This window comes from Microvirga sp. P4_A5 (genome assembly GCF_056402495.1).
In genome coordinates this window covers 1-17,043 of record NZ_JBFUHH010000005.1, presented here as the reverse complement: position 1 = coordinate 17,043, position 17,043 = coordinate 1, and the positions used below count along the sequence as shown (strand labels likewise).

The window sequence follows — 17,043 nt, the reverse complement described above, 5'->3', positions numbered from 1 at the left end:
GGCTCCTGCCTTGAATTGGTTTTTAAAGAGGATCGAGGGGCCAAATGGGCCGCCGGATTTTCTTATAGGGGCGTTCCTTGAAATTGCGTGTCGACAGCGCGCCCGTATCGACCTCCAGCACTTCGCGCGCAATCGGCTCGAACGCTGCGCGAAAATGCTGCATTGATTTCACCACGATGGTTGACTTTCGTGTCGGATCCACGCCAAGCGACGTGAACTGTCCGAGATCCGTCGCCTGTCCGTTGTGTGTGATGACGATAATTTCAACACCACCGACGCGCAGCAAAGCACTCAAGCCGTAATTGCGCCGCGCCCCTCCGCCCATCGGCCCGTACGCGATGAAGCTTCCATCCGTGATCGCCGCCACATGTGCCGTGATCTCGAGAGGGCCGCCTCCCATCGTGGGATCGACCTTTCCGCCAAGCCTCAACGTCACGTTTTTTCCCACGCCGGCCGCCTGCGCTTCGAGAACTGCCTCCGGGTCGCGAATTGCGTAAAAACCCACGTTCTGCAGGTTTGCATCAAGGACCGCTTTCAGCAGACGGGTGGCGTCTCCATAGGCGCCTGAGCCGGGATTATCCGAGTAATCGGCGATGACGAGAGGCTTTTCCTGCCCGGTTCCCTTTTGAGCCTTCGCAATGGCCTCTTCCAGCGGAGTAAAGTGGATTGACGAAAATGTCCTCTGCTCCCACGCATAATCCATGAGCTCCTCGGCGATCGCCTGCGCGGATGCGTGATCATTTCCGGTCACCGCCACCGAGGGACCGATGTCATGAACGTCCGCGGAGGAAAACCCCGCCTGGACGCTGACCACGAGTGCTTGCCCTGCGCTCTCGATTCGATCGCCGCGACGCAGCAATTCCATGAAAGGCGGCGACGTGGTCCGGCCTCCATCGAGCGCATACAGAATGGGGCGGCGCGCGAGGGCGACCCGCGGCGTTATTTCGCCGGCCATTGCCTTCTCAAGAAGCTCGGCCGCCTGCCATGTGCGCTCGTACTGGTCGATATGCGGATAGGTTCGGTATGAAATCAGCGCGTTGGCGTTATCAGCCATTGCCTGCGTGACGGTGGCGTGCAGATCGAGGACGGCGACCACAGGCACATGCGGTCCAACGCGATTGCGAATGCGCAACAGCAACTCGCCTTCGCCGTCGTCATGGCTCTGCGTAGACATCGATCCGTGAAGGTGTAGCAGGATTCCGTCGACCCCGTCGCACATGTCGAGAATTCGGCTCGACATCGTCTCGAAACATGCATCCGTCACGCGGCCAGAAGGGTTCGCCGATGTCGCGAGTGGGTGCACCACATCCCAGTCAAATTTTGCTGCCGCTTCGAACGCGGCCCCTAACGAGGTCCTTGTGCCTTCGAAGGCAGGCCGGATCTCCTGGCCGAGGTAGAAACTGGAGTTGTGAAACGCATCTTCATCCGTCAACTGAACGCTGAATGTGTTGGTCTCGTGCATGAACTCTGCGACCAGTACGCGCCGTCCCATTGTGAATTCCCGTTTTTTCCGCTGCGAGCACTGGATGCCAGGCTGACTGTGCGGTGCCTCCCACAACGACGCCTTCGAGGGCGTCGCATTTTTTTGATCGTGACAGAGACAAGACAATTCTCCAACCCGGAATTTCGGCAGCCGGACCTCGAATCCACCCGCAACATTAGTGCGATTTGCCAAACCAGCCCCAGCCGTTATTGTCCGGTATGCGTCCGATGGATTTCCGAGGCCTGTTCCCCGTTCATCGGCTCAACGGCGGTCTGCATGATGCCGCCGGCCGCGGGGAGCCCACCTCGACGACACGCTGTTCTTTTTTCGGCCGCTAAAACCGATCGATGCGGAACGGCGCAAGGTCGATGGACGTGCGCTCATCGGAAGCCAGTTCACCGATGAGGCGTCCAGTGGTGGCCCCTTCTGTCAGACCGAGATGGCCATGGCCGAAGGCGAAAAGCGCATTCGCATGGCGGGGCGACCGCCCAATAACGGGTTTCGAATCCGGCATCGAGGGTCGGAAGCCCATCCATTCGCGCCCGCCATCCGTCTTGAGGCCGGGCAAAGCCTGTGCGCCATTGGCGAGAAGCGCCTTCGCTCTGGCAAAATTTGGCGGGGCGTCGAGCCCAGCGAGTTCGACGGCGCCACCGATGCGAAGGCCCATCGCCATGGGCGTCATGAAGAAACTGCGCTCTGCAATGCAGACTGGACGGGTCAGATCCACGCCGGGTGTCGGTAGCGTGGTGTTGTAACCTCGCTCCGTGTCGAGCGGCACGTCATGACCGAGCATTCGACAAATCGGCTTCGACCATGCCCCGGCGGCGACCACCACCAGATCGAAGGCAAGCTCGCTGCCGTCGTCCAGGTGAAGCGCACGGGGTCCCGAGTCGGAGAATAAAACGCCAACAACGCGGGCGCGACGGATCTTGCCGCCGAGACTCTGGTAGTGATCGGCAAGGCCACAGACAAGCTGGCCTGGATCGACCGTGTGGGAATATCCCGGCACGAAATATCCGTTGGAGAAATCAGGCGCCAATGCGGGTTCGAGAGCCCTGATCGCGTCACCGTCGACACGCTCTGCGACGACCCCGTTGCGAAACTTCAAGTCCCACTCCGCGGCCGCCTCGGCGAAACCCTTTTCGGTCTTATAGACATAAAGCGCACCATTTCGGCGAACGAGATGGTCGAGACCGGCAGCCTTGAGGACAGGCTCATAATCTCGAGAGGCTGTCGCGAGCAGCGCCGCGAGATCGCGGGCGATTCCTTCCACGCGCTTGGTCGTTCCGGCACGCCAGAATCGCCAAAGCCATGGCGCCAGCCCAGGAAGGCTCTTCCACCGGATCGACAACGGGCCAAGCGGGTCCATCAGCATGCTCGGCACCGACCAAATGAGACCCGGCATCGAAATCGGCGCGACGGCCGAAATCGCAAAACATCCAGCATTGCCGAACGACGTGGCCGTTCCTGGGGGACGCTCATCGACAATCGTGACGTCGAACCCCCGCGCCTGAAGCGCAAGCGCGCAATTCACGCCGATAATTCCGGCTCCGATGACGACGACATGCTTCTGATAAGGTTGAGCCACGGTGACCTTCCGAAGTGAGATCTGCGAAGATGTTATCGCGGCAGCGGGCCGCTTTTCCAATAAGAAATTTATTTCATTACAGACCTCCGCTATGGTTGCCGGCAACCTCGCCGCCGCGTCCGCTCCGAACGCCCCATGTTTACGCTCAATCCCCTCCCGCATCAAATCCGTCCGACGTTTTGGGGCTCCTCGAACAGGTTGAAACGGCGACGCCGGGCATATTCTCCATGCCGGTTTTGTCGATCCTGCCATCCACGCCGTGCTGCCCGAGAAACGCGTGGCGGGAACGGCCGTGACAATCCGGATCCCCCACATCGATTCCACCCTTCTGAATCCCGTCGTGCGCTTGATTCGGCCCGGCGATATCGTCATCGTCGACCGTTGCGGCGATACCCGTCACGCCTGCTGGGGGCCGTCGTCAGTCACGCGATGCAACTGGCTGGTGCCCGGGCTTTGTTACTGCTGACCAGAGCGACGGCAGCCTTTCCCCTAGACCAACCTCAAGCGATGGAGAATTTCCGATGAAGCCCGAACTGAAAGCCGCACTGGAGGTGATCTTCGCTGCCGATTCCGAAATTTACGCCAATCGGGGGTTCATGCGCCGGATTGGGTTCGGCAAGAAGCCTGCGCTGATACACATCGATCTCGCAAATGCCTGGACGCGCGAAGGGTATACCTTCACCTGCGACGGCATGGAAACCATCATCCCGGCGGTGCAGAACCTCAATGAAGTCGGGCGCGCGAAGGGGATCCCCATCGTTTACACCAGCACGGCATTCGCCGTCACCGAGGGTCCGAACAGCGATATGGGCTTATGGCACCACAAGATTCCCGCCGAAGCCCTCAAGCTCGGGACCGAGGCGGTGGCGATCGATGACCGTGTCGCGCCTCTCGCCAACGAGCAGGTGATCATCAAGAAGCAAGCCAGCGCCTTCCATGGAACGCATCTCGGCAGCTTCCTTCGCGCGCATGGGGTCGACACGGTCATCCTCACTGGAGTGACCATGGCGGGATGCGTGCGTCACACGGCAGAGGACGCAAGTGCGGAGGGATTCCGGACGATCGTCGTTCGGGAAGCTGTGGGCGATCGTGTCCCCGGCGTCGTCGAATGGAACCTGTTCGACATCAATGCCAAGTTCGGCGATGTCGAGTCACTCGACACCACACTGGACTATCTCCGCCGGGTTTGATCGACCCAAGACCCAGCGGCTGGCCGCATCGGCCAGGCCAGTCGCTGCTTCGCGTCCATCATGCCTGACGTGCTTTACGCGCCCCAGACATCGCGGAGAAGACGCAACCAGTTGCGTCCGAGAACCCGCTCGATCCTGTCGGATTTCCAACCTCGCCGCTCCATAGCCGCCGTGATGTTCGGAAATTCGCACGATCGGCGGAAGCCGCCGAGTTCAAGCGCTTCGCCGAAATCCACCAGCTTGCGCCCGTCGCCCTTGTCGCGATTGATCCAGGTGAAGAATTCGGGGGGCTGCTCCTGGGTCAGGTCGGTTCCCAAGCCAACCTGTTCCTCACCGATGAGATTGATGGTGTATTCGACCGCCTCGATATAATCGTCGACTGTCGCTCCCTTGCCGCGTGCGAGGAACGCGGGGAACATCGTGACGCCGACGAACCCGCCTTTATCGGCAATCAGTCTCAGCTCCTCATCGGACTTGTTGCGCGGATGGGTCTTCAGACCAGCGGGTGCGCAATGGGTGTAGGCCACCGGTTTCGTCGAGGCGGCGATCGCATCACGCGCTGTATTGCGAGCCACATGGCTGAGATCCACAAGAACGCCAGCGACATTCATCGCCGCGATCAAATCGCGACCATAATCGGTCAGACCACGATCGGAGGATTCATAGCAGCCGGAGCCAACCGAGTTCGCGGTGTTGTAGGTGAGCTGGACAACCCGAACGCCGAGTTTGGCGAAGAGAGGAACGTAGTCGAGAACGTCGCCGTAACCACTGGTGTTCTGCCAACCGAGAATAATGCCGACTTTGCCCTCGGCTTTTGCTCGAAGGATATCGGATGTGTCATGCACCTGAAGGATGATGTCTGCGTTATCCTCGAACGAACGCAGCCACCTCGCCACGTTGCGCATTGTCGGCTCGAAGCCTTCCCAGATGCTGCAGGTGCAATTGGCCGCCGTGATTCCGCCTGCATGCATGTCCTCAAGAACCTGTCGCGTAAAATTGGAGATGACGAGGCCGTCGATGATGATGGCCTTCTGGTGAAGTGAGGACATTCTGTTGACTCCGGGCAAATAAGGCTTTGCGAAACTGACTAGGCGCCTGCGACGGAAGCCTGCGAACGTTCATAGACGAGGATCGCCGCGGCGAGATCCTCCTGGGAGGCGCCAACGGATTTGAAGAACGTGATCTCGTCCGTCGATGTGCGTCCAGGATGGGCGCCTCTCACGAGCGCTGCGAAATCGGCCCTGATATCGGCCTCACGCAGGACGCCGCTCGCAATCGGTATGACGAGGTCCCCTGCTTCCGAGGTCGCGCCAGGCGTATCGATGAATATGCTGGCGCGCTTCACGGCCTCGTCGTCCGCTTCTCGCATTTGAGGCGTAAACCCACCGACGAGATCGAGATGCGTACCGGGCCGAAGCCAGGCGCCCTGTATCAAAGGTTCCCGGCTGAGCGTCACGCAACTGACGATGTCCGCGTTCTCCACCGCACTACGAAGGTCGTTGGGCACCGACACGTCAAACCCGCAGTCGCCGAATTCGGCGACGACAGCGGCGGCTTTAGCCGATTCCCGTCCCCAGACCATCACTCGTTCGATTGGCCGAACAACCGCGTGCGCCTCGGCCATCAACCGCGCAAGTCGGCCGGTGCCCACGACCAGAAGGGTGTGGGCATCCGGGCGAGACAGATACGAGGACGCCAGCGCAGACGCCGCAACTGTGCGACGGGCGGTGAGTTCATTGCCGTCGACCATGGCGAGGACCTCACCGGTCTTGCCAGAGAAGAGGATATACACGCCCTGCACAGCCGGCAGGTTGAGCGCACCGTTGCCCGGAAAGACGTTGACGAGCTTCACGCCGAGGTAGCGATCCGGCACCCAAGCTGGCATCAACAGCATCGTCCCTTCCGTACCCCCCTTCCCCCCTATCGCATGATGATGGCGCAGAGGCGCTTCGCAACCGTTGAGAAACATGACGCGCAGGGCCTCGACAGTGGAAGAAAGGTCGAGGGCGGCGCGGGTTTCGGCGGCGTTCACGGTAATCAAGACGCAATAACCTCAAATAATCGAGTCAGGGAAGGGCGATGGGACGTCGGTACGCAGGATCGCTCCGGTCGAAGTACACATCGGGAATGCCCGCTCCGGGGGCGATGGTCATGGCCGACCGCAACAGGATTTTGGTGTAAGGGTGGCTCGCATCCCGAAAGATGTTGCCGGCTTCCGCGAGTTCTACGATGCGGCCGAGATACATGACAGCAACTTCGGTTGTCATGTGCTCGATCACGTTGAGGTTGTGACTCACCATTACATAGGTGAGATCGAATTCCGTGCGGAGGTCGAGCAGGAGATTGAGTATCTGTGCCTGCACCGAAACGTCCAGAGCAGATGTCGGCTCATCGCAGACCAGGATCTTGGGTCTGAGCGCAAGCGCCCGGGCAATGACGACTCGTTGTCGCTGTCCACCGGACAATTGTCCTGGCGCATTGTCGAAAACACGCGCTGGCAGTCCGACGACGTCAAGCAACTCGCGCGCGCGCTTTTCCCGCTCCGCTCGCGTACCAATTCCATGGATATGGAGCGGTTGGGCGATGATCGAGCCGATCGATCGACGAGGATTGAGGGACGAATAGGGATCCTGAAAGACGAATTGCACGCGCCGCGCGAGCGCCCGGCGCGGAAAGTCAGAGAGCGGCTTTCCATCGAGCAAAACCTCACCGGACGAGGGTGCCAGAAGGCCCAGCATCATCTTGGACAAGGTGGTCTTTCCAGAGCCCGACTCGCCGACGATCCCGAGCACGTCGCCCTGGCGGACACGAAGCGAAACGTGATCGACCGCGGTCAACGTCTCGCGGCGGAACGGTCCGCGAGACAACCGGAAAAGGCGCGAAACGTCACGCAGTTCCAGAACGACGGGCTTCGCATCGTCACCGTTCATGGAATCGTCTCCAGCGCCACAGCGGCGTTCGCGAGAGACACCTCCGGCGGCAACACGCATCGATAGGCGTGACCATCGGCGTGGGGCCGCAACGCGACGTCATCCTCGCAAATGGATTGTGCATAGGGACAGCGACCGCGGAAGCGGCATCCTGACAGATCCCCGACCAGCGAGGGTACCGTGCCGGGGATAGCACGCAGATGTTGCATGCGCTTTCGCTCAGGCGTTGGAAGACACGCCATGAGGCCCTGCGTGTACGGGTGAAGAGGCGATCTGAATATCGAAACGACCGGCCCGGATTCGACAATCTGACCCGCATACATGACCGCCACTTTGTCGGCCATCCGGGAAACGATGCCCAGGTCGTGGGTGATGAGCACCAGGCCCATGCCGAACTCATCCTGCAGAGACATCAGCAGGCGAAGGAGCTCGGCCTGGACCGTTACGTCCAGTGCAGTCGTGGGCTCATCTGCGATGATCAACCTGGGGTCGCACATCAGCGCCATGGCAATCATGACGCGCTGCCTCAGGCCTCCCGATAATTGATGGGGATATTGCGAGAGTCGCTGGGCTGCATTTCCGATGCCGACCCGCGTCAAGAGATAAATCGCACGTTCACGTGCTTCTCGCAGCGAGACCCGCCGATGCTGACGCAACACATCGGTCATCTGGTCACCGATCGTGAAAACGGGGTTCAGGGAGGTCATCGGTTCCTGGAAGATCATCGCCATGTGCTCACCGCGGAGCTTATTCATGGCAGACTGCGAAAGCCCCTGAAGATCGGTTCCAGCAAAGGCCAGCCTGCCCGCAGAGCGCATCGCGCGACGCGGCAGAAGATCCATCAATGCCAGCGCGGTCAGCGACTTTCCGCAACCGGACTCACCGACGATGCACAACGTCTCGCCCTTATCGACCGAGAAGCTGATGCCCTGCACGGCGTGCAATACTCCTTGCGCGGTCGGGATGTCGACACTGAGCCTTTGAACATCGAGAAGCACGTCGTGTCCCTCACCCATCTCAGTTCCGCGAATCCGGGGCCGTGACGTCACGCAATCCGTCGCCGACGAGGTTGATTGCCAGAACGAGCGCAAAGAGCAGCACGCCCGGAATGGTGATGAGCCAAGGGTCGAATAGGATGAACGACTTGCCTTCCGCCAGCATCAGTCCCCAAGATGGCAGCGGCGGGGGCACCCCAAGCCCGAGAAACGACAGCGCCGCTTCGAGCACGATCGCCTGCGCTATTTCTAGCGTCGCGACGACAGTGAGGTTGGTGGCGACGTTCGGCAGGATTTCCTGCATGATGATTTGAAGCGTCGATGCACCTTGAACTTTCGCCGCCATAACGAAGTCGGCATCGCGTATCTGTTGAGTGGTGGCCCGCATCACAAGCGCGAATCGGTCCCACAGCAACAATCCGAGGACACTGACCACCACGGTCAGGGACGATCCGAAGAGAGCCACGATGGCAAGGGCCACCAGAATGACCGGCAGAGCGAGCCTTGCGGTGATGATAAAGGAAATCACAACGTCGGTCTTGCCGCCGAAATATCCGGCCGTCACGCCAAGAACCGTGCCAATGATGCCGGATACGAACGCAACGGTGATGCCGATGAAAACCGACACCCGCGCTCCGTAGAGCAAACGCGAAAGGTAGTCGCGACCCAGATGATCAGTTCCCAGGGGATGTTCCCACGAACCGCCTTCGTACCAAACGGGCGGCACGATACGGGCAAGAAGATCCTGCTCATACGGATCGTGCGGTGCCAAAAGGGGCGCCAGAAGACCCATGAGCACGATGGTGGCAAGAATGACCATCCCGGCCGTCAGCCCTGAATGACGCATCCAACGCGGCCATTGGCGCGGAGGATGCGTGGTGCTTCCGGCGTCAGTCAGTGCGCGCATCAGCAAGCCTCATACGCGGATCGAGCCAAGCATTCAGGACGTCCGCAGCGAAGGTTAAAATGACATAGATGAGAGAAAAGCACAGGACGAGCGCCTGGACCGTCGGAAGGTCGCTCCGAAGGATCGATTCCCAGGCCAGTCGCCCTGCACCGTTGATGGCGAAAACGCTCTCGACGACTACGGATCCGGCGAGCATGTAGCCCAGCTGAGCGGCTGAGACGCTGACGACCGGGATGAGCGCATTGCGCAGTGCATACTTGAGAAGGACTGTTCGCGGCGCAATTCCCATCGCGCGCGCCGTTCGAATGTAGTCGGTCTCCAGCGCGGTGACCATGCCTGAACGGGCAAGCCGCATTATGGCGGGTGCCGCGAAATATCCCAGAACGACCGAAGGCATGATGAAATGCTGCCAGGTTTCGGAACCCGACGTGGGCAGGATCGGAAAAGTAACGCTGAAGAGGATGACGAGCAGCAGGGCGAACCAGAATGTCGGCATGGCCTGACCCACCACCGCGATGACGAGCGCTGTACGGTCGATCCAGGTATTCTGCCAACGTGCCGCGGCGATCCCGAGCGGCAGGGCGAGCGCCAATGCAAATATGAAGGACGTGAGCCCAAGAAGCATCGTGGTGCCGAGCCGATCCAACAGGATCGACGCCACGGGCTGATCGAAATAGAAGCTGTGCCCGAAATTGCCGCGTGTAGCTGCAGAAATCCAGTGGAAGAACTGAACGGGAATGGGCTTGTCGAAGCCATAGAGCGCGCGGATGCGCGCAGCATCGGCAACCGTCCCCGCTTCGCCCGCCAACTTCACGGCCGGATCCCCGGCCGCGAAGATGAGCATGAACGCTACGAAGGACACGACGACCATGAGGACGAGTGCGGAGCCGGAGCGGCGCAGAATGAAGCGCAACATCGGATCAGAATTCCCCTTGCCGGTCCATCGCTGGGTTCACTTCCAGTTAGCGCGGTAGAATTCGACGAACTCGTCGGCATTCTGGGTGACGTCGAGGTCTTTGCTGTGCGCGGTGATCACATTATAGGTCCACAACGGCACCCAATAAGCCTTGTCGGCAATGATCTTGAGAGCCTTGGCGTAATCCCCTTTGCGCTTGTCGCGATCCATCGACGCGTTGGCCGACTGAAGAAACGGGATGACATCCTTGTCCTTTGCGAGATCGTCCCCCGTGCCGCTGAAGAACTGGCCAACGCTCAATCCCACGTCGCCCACGCCATAGGAGCCCCAATTGGTCAGAAGCAACGGCGCACGTCCTTCGCGCCAAGCGCTGATCCCCGGCGCATATTGCTGTTCGTTAAGGGTGACCTGGATTCCCGCTTTACCAAGATTGTTGGCAATCGCCTCAGCCTGGATGCGCGGAAGCGACGTAAAGACGAGATCGAGCTTGATGCCGTCAGGATATCCGGCCTCTGCAAGCAGAGCCTTCGCCTTGGCGGTATCGAAGGGATAGGCCTTCACATCCGTCTCGCAACCGAACTGGATCGGATTACACGCCGACGCGATGGGCTGTGACGCCCCGCCGATCAGTGCCTTGACGATGCCGCCCTTATCGACCGCCATGTTGATAGCCTGACGGACCCGCACATCAGCAAGCGGGGATTTGCCGTCCTGGTAGTTCGGATTGATGGAGATATATGCGAACCGCATGATCTGCGCGTTGCTGATCGCCACTTTCGCCTGACGGGCGAGATTGCGTGCATCGTCAGGGGGCACGCGCCAGATCCAGTCGAGCTGGCCATTGACGAGTTCCGCATATTGCGTGTTGGCCTCCGGCAGGACCCGCGCCACCATGCGCTTGATTTTCGCCGCGCCCTTCGGGCTTCCAGCATAATAATCGTCGAAGCGCTCAAGAACATAACGTGTCCCGGGCGTCAGCTCGACCAGTTTGTAGGGGCCTGCGCCGACCGGCTTCACGCTCATGCCCTGTGAGCCGACCGATTCGTAATAGGCTTTGGGATAGATCGGCAGGTTGCCTGCCAACATCTCAAGAGCCAGTGGGTTGGGCTTTTTCATGTGAAGGCGGACGTCGAACTCGCCCAGTTTCTCGGCGCGGTCAATCCATTCCACGGCGATCTGGTAGCGGGCGTTGTATTCTTTAGAGGAGACAAGATTGAGCGTGTAGACAACGTCATCGGCCGTCATCTTCTGACCGTTGTGGAACTTGACGTTCTGGCGAAGCTTGAAGTCGATCGTCTTGTCGTCGACCACCTTATAGGATTCCGCGAGCTCCGGCTTGAACTCACCGGTCTTCATATCCTTGTATAGGAGCGCGTCGTAGATCAGACGCGCCATCACCAGACCTTCGCGGCCCGATTCCTTGTACGGATCCAGCGTCGTGATCTCGGCGCTGAAGGCAGCGTTCAGCGTATCATCGGCCTTCCCTGCGAAGGCCGGCGCGCTCGCACCGGAAGCGCCGATCAGAAACGCGGCCAAAAGCGCCGGAGCTTGCATGGTGGACTTTCTCATTTGCCTGTTCCCCTGTTACAATCGCGCCCTGGGCAAGGGACAGCGAGCTGTTGTTGACCAGACTATGGCCAGTAACTACACTTTGGTCAATAAATTGTCGTATATGAAAAATTGAGCAGCTTGATGAAAATTTTGACCAAGCCGGCAAGTGCCGAGCCGAAGCGATTGCGTCGGGATACGGGCTTCGGCAGCCGCATCAAGCAGTTGCGCCTCGATCGCGGCCTAACCTTGCAGCAATTGGCCAAACGGTCCGAACTTGCCGCCTCCACGATTTCAAAAGTCGAACAGAATCAGATTTCGCCGACTTACGAGAACGTTCTCAGATTGGCCGACGGTTTGAAGGTGGATGTGGCTGAGTTGTTCAGCCCGAAGCCGAACCGCATGATGCTCGGCCGGCGAAGCGTGACCCGGGCGGGTCAGGGCGCGAAGCTGAAGTCATCTCAATACGATTACGAAATGCTCTGCGCCGATCTGTCGAGCAAGCAGTTCATCCCCCTTCTCGCGACGCTCTCCGCCCATTCGATCCAGGAATTCCCGCACTACATCAGCCACGAGGGCGAAGAGTTCATTTACGTTCTCTCGGGCACGGTCGATTTGCATACCGATATCTACGAGCCCCTTCGTCTGCAAAAGGGCGATAGTTGTTATTTCGACAGCACCATGGGCCATGCCTGCCTCTCAGTAGGCGACAAAGATGCGGTAATTCTTTGGGTATGTTCACGCGTCACTCTCGCGCCTGCGGAGAACGGTCAGGATCTCATTCGTAACCTCGAAGGCGTCGCCGCGCCCCTCGCCGAGGCCTAAATTGGATCGAGATGCGGGGACCGACTAACCGCCCCAGACGGCTTCGTAAACACGCAGCCAGTTCCCGCCGAGAATTTTGCGAGTATCGGCTTCACCATAGCCCCGGCGCAACAGACCAGCCGTCAGGTTCGGGAATCCTTCGGGCGTCTCGATCCCTTCAGGGTAATGATAGGGTGGCGGCGGATAGCTCGCAGCGCTCCAGATGCCCGAGGCGATGAACTCATCGTATTGCCGCTTGGCTTTCTCCAGCGGCATCAGGGGATGCATGCCCTCGAAGTAGTCGATACCCAACGCCACGTGGTCTATGCCGACAAGCTGTACGACGTAGTCAACATGACCGATGAACTGGTCCAGGCTTGGCCGTGCCGCAGCCGAGACGAAAGCCGGATAGCCCACGATGCCCGTCAGGCCGCCTGTTGCCGCCACTGCTTTGATCTGCTCATCGGCGATGTTGCGAGGAGACGCATAGACGGCGCGGGGATTGGCGTGGGAAAAGACGACGGGCTCCGATGATGCCTCGATGGCATCCATGGTGGTCCGGTAACCTGTGTGCGAGCAATCGACGATGACACGCGCCTTGTTGAGTCGTTCTATCAACTTGAGGCCGAGGCGGCTCATCCCCGCGTCGGTCCGTTCCTCGCAGCCATCGCCAAAGCGGTTTTTCACATTGTAGCTGAGCTGGATGATACCGACACCGAGTTCCTTGTACGCGTCGACGAGATCGAGGTCGTTCTCGACCGGTTCTGTGCCCTGAAAATGAAGCAATATCCCGAGTTTGCCCTCGGCCTTCGCGCGCGTTACATCGGCGGCGCGCTTCACCAGCAAGAGATCGTCGTTTTCGCGTACGAGCTTCAACCAGCGTCCGATGGAACGAAGCGTCTGCCCTGCGCCGCCAGAAAATCCACCGACCGTGGGAGCCACCATCGTCAGCCCCCCACGACGATAGAGATCGAGGTAGCTCGGTGTCGCGAGAAGCGGACAAACCGCATCGATAACGATGGCGTCGCGGTGAAGTTTCTTGGCGTCTATCGGCATCATTTCGCCTTGATGAGGGCCCGAAGCCATGACGTGGGTCACGTCGATTATATAACGCCCATATGCGCTTGGTCATATGCCTCCTTGAGGCGAGACGCGCAACACCTTGTCTGCAGCACCACCGGGAACCTTCTCTGTCGAGCCACGCTAGGGCGTAAGGCGCAATCGCAATGGCGGAACGATAATCAACGTTATGCAGTTGCACTGAACACCGCTTCAGGCGCCAGGGAGTCGCGGGTGGCTCATCGACGCTTTCGGCTTCCGCTCGAAGGACACAGGAGAATGCGAAGTTTCGAGACTTGCACTCCGCAACACTTTCTACACGTTGGTGAATTGTAGTGTCCGAGCCGACTTCCCGCTACGTCATGATGCAGGTATAGACTTTCTACAAAAGCGGCAGTCCGAAAGCTGAGCTTTAAAATTTTTCACGAAGCGTTCCATACGAGGTCCCCTTGCCACAGACACAGATTGCGCCGTCGCAGCTTGACCATAAAGCTATCCTCAAGGCGTTGCGATCTTTGCGGAAAGGCGATTTTTCCGTACGCCTTCCGCTGGATCTGACCGGAGTCGACGGGGAGCTGGCAGAGGCCTTCAATGACGTCGTCGAGCTGAACGACGGTCTCACCCGCGAACTCTCCCGGATGTCGAAGGTCGTCGGCAAGGAGGGCCAGATCGGCGAGCGCGGCAAGTTGCCCGCGGCCCGCGGCTGCTGGAGCGATTGCATCGATTCCGTGAACTCCATGATCGGGGACCTCGTCCAGCCGACCACGGAGGTGGCCCGGGTGATCGGGGCAGTCGCCAAGGGCGATCTCAGCCAGCCGATGCAGCTCGAAATCCAGGGACGTCCACTACGGGGCGAATTCCTGCGCATCGGCAAGGTGGTCAACACCATGGTGGGCCAGCTCAATTCGTTCGCGTCGGAGGTGACGCGCGTGGCGCGCGAGGTGGGAACGGAAGGAAAGCTAGGCGGCCAGGCGCAGGTTCAGGGCGTCGCCGGCACCTGGAAAGATCTCACCGACAACGTCAACATGATGGCCGCCAATCTTACCGGCCAGGTCCGAAACATCGCCGATGTGACCACGGCCGTAGCGACGGGTGATCTATCGAAGAAAATCACCGTCGATGTCAAAGGCGAAATGCTGGAGCTGAAAAATACGATCAACACGATGGTAGACCAGCTCAACTCCTTCGCATCGGAGGTGACGCGCGTCGCAAAGGAGGTGGGTTCTGAAGGAAAGCTCGGCGGCCAGGCTCAGGTGAAAGGCGTCGCAGGGGTCTGGAAGGACCTGACCGACAACGTGAACATGATGGCCGCGAACCTCACGGGCCAGGTGCGCGGCATCGCGGATGTCGTCACGGCGGTGGCCGTCGGAAATCTCACCCACAAGCTGACGGTCGAGGCCAAGGGAGAGATCGCCTCATTGGCGGAAACGATCAACAGCATGATCGACACTCTGGCGACCTTTGCGGATCAGGTCACCAATGTGGCCCGCGAAGTGGGCATCGAGGGCAAACTCGGCGGACAGGCCCTCGTGCCGGGGGCCGCCGGCCTTTGGCGTGATCTCACCGACAACGTGAACATGATGGCGGCAAACCTTACGGGGCAAGTCCGCAATATCGCAGATGTAACCACCGCCGTCGCCACGGGCGACCTGTCGAAGAAGATCACCGTAGACGTCAAAGGCGAGATGCTGGAGTTGAAGAACACTATCAACACGATGGTGGACCAGCTCAATTCGTTCGCGTCGGAAGTGACGCGCGTCGCCAAGGAAGTGGGATCAGAAGGCAAGCTGGGCGGCCAGGCCCAGGTGAAGGGCGTCGGTGGAACCTGGAAGGATTTGACCGACAACGTGAACTCGATGGCGGCGAACCTGACCGGCCAGGTCCGCAACATTGCGGAAGTGACCACGGCGGTCGCAACCGGCGATCTGTCCAAGAAGATCACCGTCGATGTCAAAGGCGAGATGCTCGAGCTCAAATCCACCATCAACACCATGGTGGACCAGCTGAACTCCTTCGCCTCCGAGGTGACCCGTGTCGCGCGCGAAGTAGGAACAGAGGGCAAGCTGGGCGGTCAGGCTCGGGTGGAAGGCGTCGGCGGGGTTTGGAAGGGCCTCACCGACAACGTCAACATGATGGCCGCCAATCTCACCGGGCAAGTTCGAAATATCGCCGAGGTCACGACCGCGGTCGCCACCGGCGATCTATCCAAGAAGATCACGGTCGACGTCCGTGGTGAGCTTCTGGAGTTGAAGAACACCATCAACACCATGGTGGACCAGCTCAACTCGTTTGCATCCGAAGTGACGCGCGTGGCGCGCGAAGTCGGGTCCGAGGGCAAGCTAGGCGGGCAGGCTCAGGTGAAGGGTGTCGGCGGCACATGGAAGGACTTGACGGATAACGTCAACCTGATGGCCGCCAATCTCACCGGCCAGGTCCGCGGTATCGCCGAAGTCGTCACCGCGGTCGCAACCGGCGACCTCTCGAAAAAAATCACCGTCGTCGTGGAAGGCGAGATGCTGGAACTGAAATCCACCATCAACACGATGGTCGACCAGCTCAACTCCTTCGCCTCCGAAGTCACGCGCGTCGCCCGCGAGGTAGGATCGGAAGGAAAGCTCGGAGGCCAGGCACAGGTGAAGGGCGTCGCGGGTACCTGGAAGGACCTGACCGACAACGTCAACATGATGGCCGCCAACCTGACTGGCCAGGTACGAAACATCGCAGACGTCACAACCGCAGTGGCAAACGGAAATCTCTCCAAAAAAATCACCGTCGACGTTCGCGGTGAAATGCTCGAATTGAAGAACACCATCAACACCATGGTGGATCAGCTCAACTCATTCGCGTCGGAGGTGACGCGCGTTGCGCGAGAAGTCGGAACGGAAGGGCGCCTCGGCGGTCAGGCTCAGGTGCAGGGCGTCGGCGGAACGTGGAAGGACCTCACTGACAACGTCAACATGATGGCAGCCAACCTCACCGGTCAGGTCCGAAACATCGCTGACGTGACCACCGCGGTCGCTAACGGCAACCTGTCCAAAAAGATTACCGTCGACGTGAAGGGCGAGATGCTGGAGTTGAAGAACACCATCAACACGATGGTGGACCAGCTCAACTCCTTCGCGTCCGAAGTCACGCGCGTCGCCAAGGAGGTCGGTACCGAAGGGCAACTCGGCGGGCAAGCGCGAGTCGAAGGTGTATCCGGCCTTYGGCGCGACCTTACAGACAACGTAAACCAGCTTGCGGCCAACCTCACTAACCAGGTTCGCGCGATCGCCGAAGTGGCAACTGCGGTGACGCGCGGTGACCTTACCCGCTCGATCACCGCCGAGGCGCTCGGCGAACTTGCGGCCCTGAAGGACAACATCAACGAAATGATCCGCAACCTGCGTGACACGACGCAGAAAAATGCCGAGCAGGATTGGCTGAAGACGAACCTCGCGAAGTTCACCCGCATGCTGCAAGGCGAGCGTGATCTTGCCACCGTGTCCAATCTCATCTTGTCGGAAAWCGCCTCACTGGTAAACGCGCAACGGGGCGTGTTCTACATCGTTGAGAATGATACCGAGGAACCGGTTCTTGAACTGACGGCCTCCTACGCTCACACCGAGCGTAAGCATCTGGCC

14 protein-coding genes are annotated in these 17,043 nt (G+C 59.7%); 4 read left to right on the top strand and 10 right to left on the bottom strand.

What is annotated here, in order from left to right; translation table 11 throughout:
- Window positions 1–22: 22 nt before the first annotated feature.
- Together AC1DVM_RS03025 and AC1DVM_RS03020 are read right to left on the bottom strand one after the other, a co-directional pair.
- Entirely contained in the window at window positions 23–1,492 is a 1,470-nt protein-coding gene (locus AC1DVM_RS03025) for a M81 family metallopeptidase (RefSeq protein WP_477251933.1), read from the bottom strand.
- A 325-nt stretch (window positions 1,493–1,817) separates the two neighbouring features.
- Window positions 1,818–3,071 carry an NAD(P)/FAD-dependent oxidoreductase gene (locus AC1DVM_RS03020; RefSeq protein WP_477251931.1) on the bottom strand — a complete coding sequence of 418 codons (1,254 nt, stop codon included), beginning with the start codon at window positions 3,069–3,071 and terminating at the stop codon, window positions 1,818–1,820.
- Between the two features lie 259 nt (window positions 3,072–3,330).
- On the opposite strand from AC1DVM_RS03020, the gene AC1DVM_RS03015 reads away from it, so the two are divergent.
- Both AC1DVM_RS03015 and AC1DVM_RS03010 read left to right on the top strand, forming a co-directional pair.
- Complete coding sequence (locus AC1DVM_RS03015; RefSeq protein WP_477251929.1) at window positions 3,331–3,537, top strand: RraA family protein; 207 nt, start codon at window positions 3,331–3,333, stop codon at window positions 3,535–3,537.
- 55 nt (window positions 3,538–3,592) lie between these two features.
- A complete protein-coding gene (locus AC1DVM_RS03010) occupies window positions 3,593–4,261 on the top strand; it encodes an isochorismatase family protein (protein ID WP_477251927.1) in 669 nt (222 codons plus the stop codon).
- Between the two features lie 74 nt (window positions 4,262–4,335).
- Here the strand turns inward: AC1DVM_RS03010 and AC1DVM_RS03005 are convergent, their stop codons facing one another.
- Genes AC1DVM_RS03005 through AC1DVM_RS02975 form a run of 7 tightly spaced genes read right to left on the bottom strand, consistent with a single transcriptional unit; the run spans window position 4,336 to window position 11,578 of the window.
- Complete coding sequence (locus tag AC1DVM_RS03005) at window positions 4,336–5,310, bottom strand: membrane dipeptidase (RefSeq protein WP_477251925.1); 975 nt, start codon at window positions 5,308–5,310, stop codon at window positions 4,336–4,338.
- Between the two features lie 38 nt (window positions 5,311–5,348).
- Window positions 5,349–6,302, bottom strand: coding sequence for a bifunctional Delta(1)-pyrroline-2-carboxylate/Delta(1)-piperideine-2-carboxylate reductase (gene lhpI / locus AC1DVM_RS03000; protein ID WP_477251923.1), 954 nt, complete (start codon window positions 6,300–6,302; stop codon window positions 5,349–5,351).
- A gap of 25 nt (window positions 6,303–6,327) precedes the next feature.
- On the bottom strand, window positions 6,328–7,191 hold the full coding sequence (locus AC1DVM_RS02995) for an ATP-binding cassette domain-containing protein (protein ID WP_477251921.1): 864 nt from the start codon (window positions 7,189–7,191) through the stop codon (window positions 6,328–6,330).
- Window positions 7,188–8,207, bottom strand: coding sequence for an ABC transporter ATP-binding protein (locus AC1DVM_RS02990; protein WP_477251919.1), 1,020 nt, complete (start codon window positions 8,205–8,207; stop codon window positions 7,188–7,190). Before AC1DVM_RS02990 ends, AC1DVM_RS02995 begins: the two co-directional genes overlap by 4 nt.
- 1 nt (window position 8,208) lies before the next feature.
- A complete protein-coding gene (locus AC1DVM_RS02985) occupies window positions 8,209–9,093 on the bottom strand; it encodes an ABC transporter permease (RefSeq protein ID WP_477251918.1) in 885 nt (294 codons plus the stop codon).
- Window positions 9,077–10,009 carry an ABC transporter permease gene (locus AC1DVM_RS02980; RefSeq protein WP_477251916.1) on the bottom strand — a complete coding sequence of 311 codons (933 nt, stop codon included), beginning with the start codon at window positions 10,007–10,009 and terminating at the stop codon, window positions 9,077–9,079. Before AC1DVM_RS02980 ends, AC1DVM_RS02985 begins: the two co-directional genes overlap by 17 nt.
- A 36-nt stretch (window positions 10,010–10,045) precedes the next feature.
- Window positions 10,046–11,578 (bottom strand): ABC transporter substrate-binding protein, encoded by a 1,533-nt coding sequence (locus AC1DVM_RS02975; protein ID WP_477251914.1) that lies wholly within the window; start codon window positions 11,576–11,578, stop codon window positions 10,046–10,048.
- A 123-nt stretch (window positions 11,579–11,701) separates the two neighbouring features.
- On the opposite strand from AC1DVM_RS02975, the gene AC1DVM_RS02970 reads away from it, so the two are divergent.
- The gene (locus tag AC1DVM_RS02970) at window positions 11,702–12,382 is read left to right on the top strand and encodes a helix-turn-helix domain-containing protein (protein WP_477251912.1); all 681 of its coding nucleotides are present in this window, start codon (window positions 11,702–11,704) and stop codon (window positions 12,380–12,382) included.
- A gap of 24 nt (window positions 12,383–12,406) precedes the next feature.
- On the opposite strand, the gene AC1DVM_RS02965 is transcribed toward AC1DVM_RS02970, so the two are convergent.
- On the bottom strand, window positions 12,407–13,417 hold the full coding sequence (locus AC1DVM_RS02965; protein ID WP_477251910.1) for a dipeptidase: 1,011 nt from the start codon (window positions 13,415–13,417) through the stop codon (window positions 12,407–12,409).
- Window positions 13,418–13,869: 452 nt separating this feature from the next.
- Here AC1DVM_RS02965 and AC1DVM_RS02960 point away from each other — a divergent pair.
- Window positions 13,870–17,043 (top strand): HAMP domain-containing protein (locus AC1DVM_RS02960; RefSeq protein WP_477251909.1); only part of this gene is annotated, 3,174 nt, incomplete at its 3' end.

What these genes read in the sequence shown, in the direction of transcription:
- AC1DVM_RS03025 (WP_477251933.1), bottom strand. Translation starts at nt 1,492, where the DNA reads ATGGGACGGCGCGTACTGGTCGCAGAGTTCATGCACGAGACCAACACA.
- AC1DVM_RS03010 (WP_477251927.1), top strand. Translation starts at nt 3,593, where the DNA reads ATGAAGCCCGAACTGAAAGCCGCACTGGAGGTGATCTTCGCTGCCGAT.
- AC1DVM_RS03005 (WP_477251925.1), bottom strand. Translation starts at nt 5,310, where the DNA reads ATGTCCTCACTTCACCAGAAGGCCATCATCATCGACGGCCTCGTCATC.
- AC1DVM_RS02995 (WP_477251921.1), bottom strand. Translation starts at nt 7,191, where the DNA reads ATGAACGGTGACGATGCGAAGCCCGTCGTTCTGGAACTGCGTGACGTT.
- AC1DVM_RS02990 (WP_477251919.1), bottom strand. Translation starts at nt 8,207, where the DNA reads ATGGGTGAGGGACACGACGTGCTTCTCGATGTTCAAAGGCTCAGTGTC.
- AC1DVM_RS02985 (WP_477251918.1), bottom strand. Translation starts at nt 9,093, where the DNA reads ATGCGCGCACTGACTGACGCCGGAAGCACCACGCATCCTCCGCGCCAA.
- AC1DVM_RS02980 (WP_477251916.1), bottom strand. Translation starts at nt 10,009, where the DNA reads ATGTTGCGCTTCATTCTGCGCCGCTCCGGCTCCGCACTCGTCCTCATG.
- AC1DVM_RS02975 (WP_477251914.1), bottom strand. Translation starts at nt 11,578, where the DNA reads ATGAGAAAGTCCACCATGCAAGCTCCGGCGCTTTTGGCCGCGTTTCTG.
- AC1DVM_RS02970 (WP_477251912.1), top strand. Translation starts at nt 11,702, where the DNA reads ATGAAAATTTTGACCAAGCCGGCAAGTGCCGAGCCGAAGCGATTGCGT.
- AC1DVM_RS02965 (WP_477251910.1), bottom strand. Translation starts at nt 13,417, where the DNA reads ATGCCGATAGACGCCAAGAAACTTCACCGCGACGCCATCGTTATCGAT.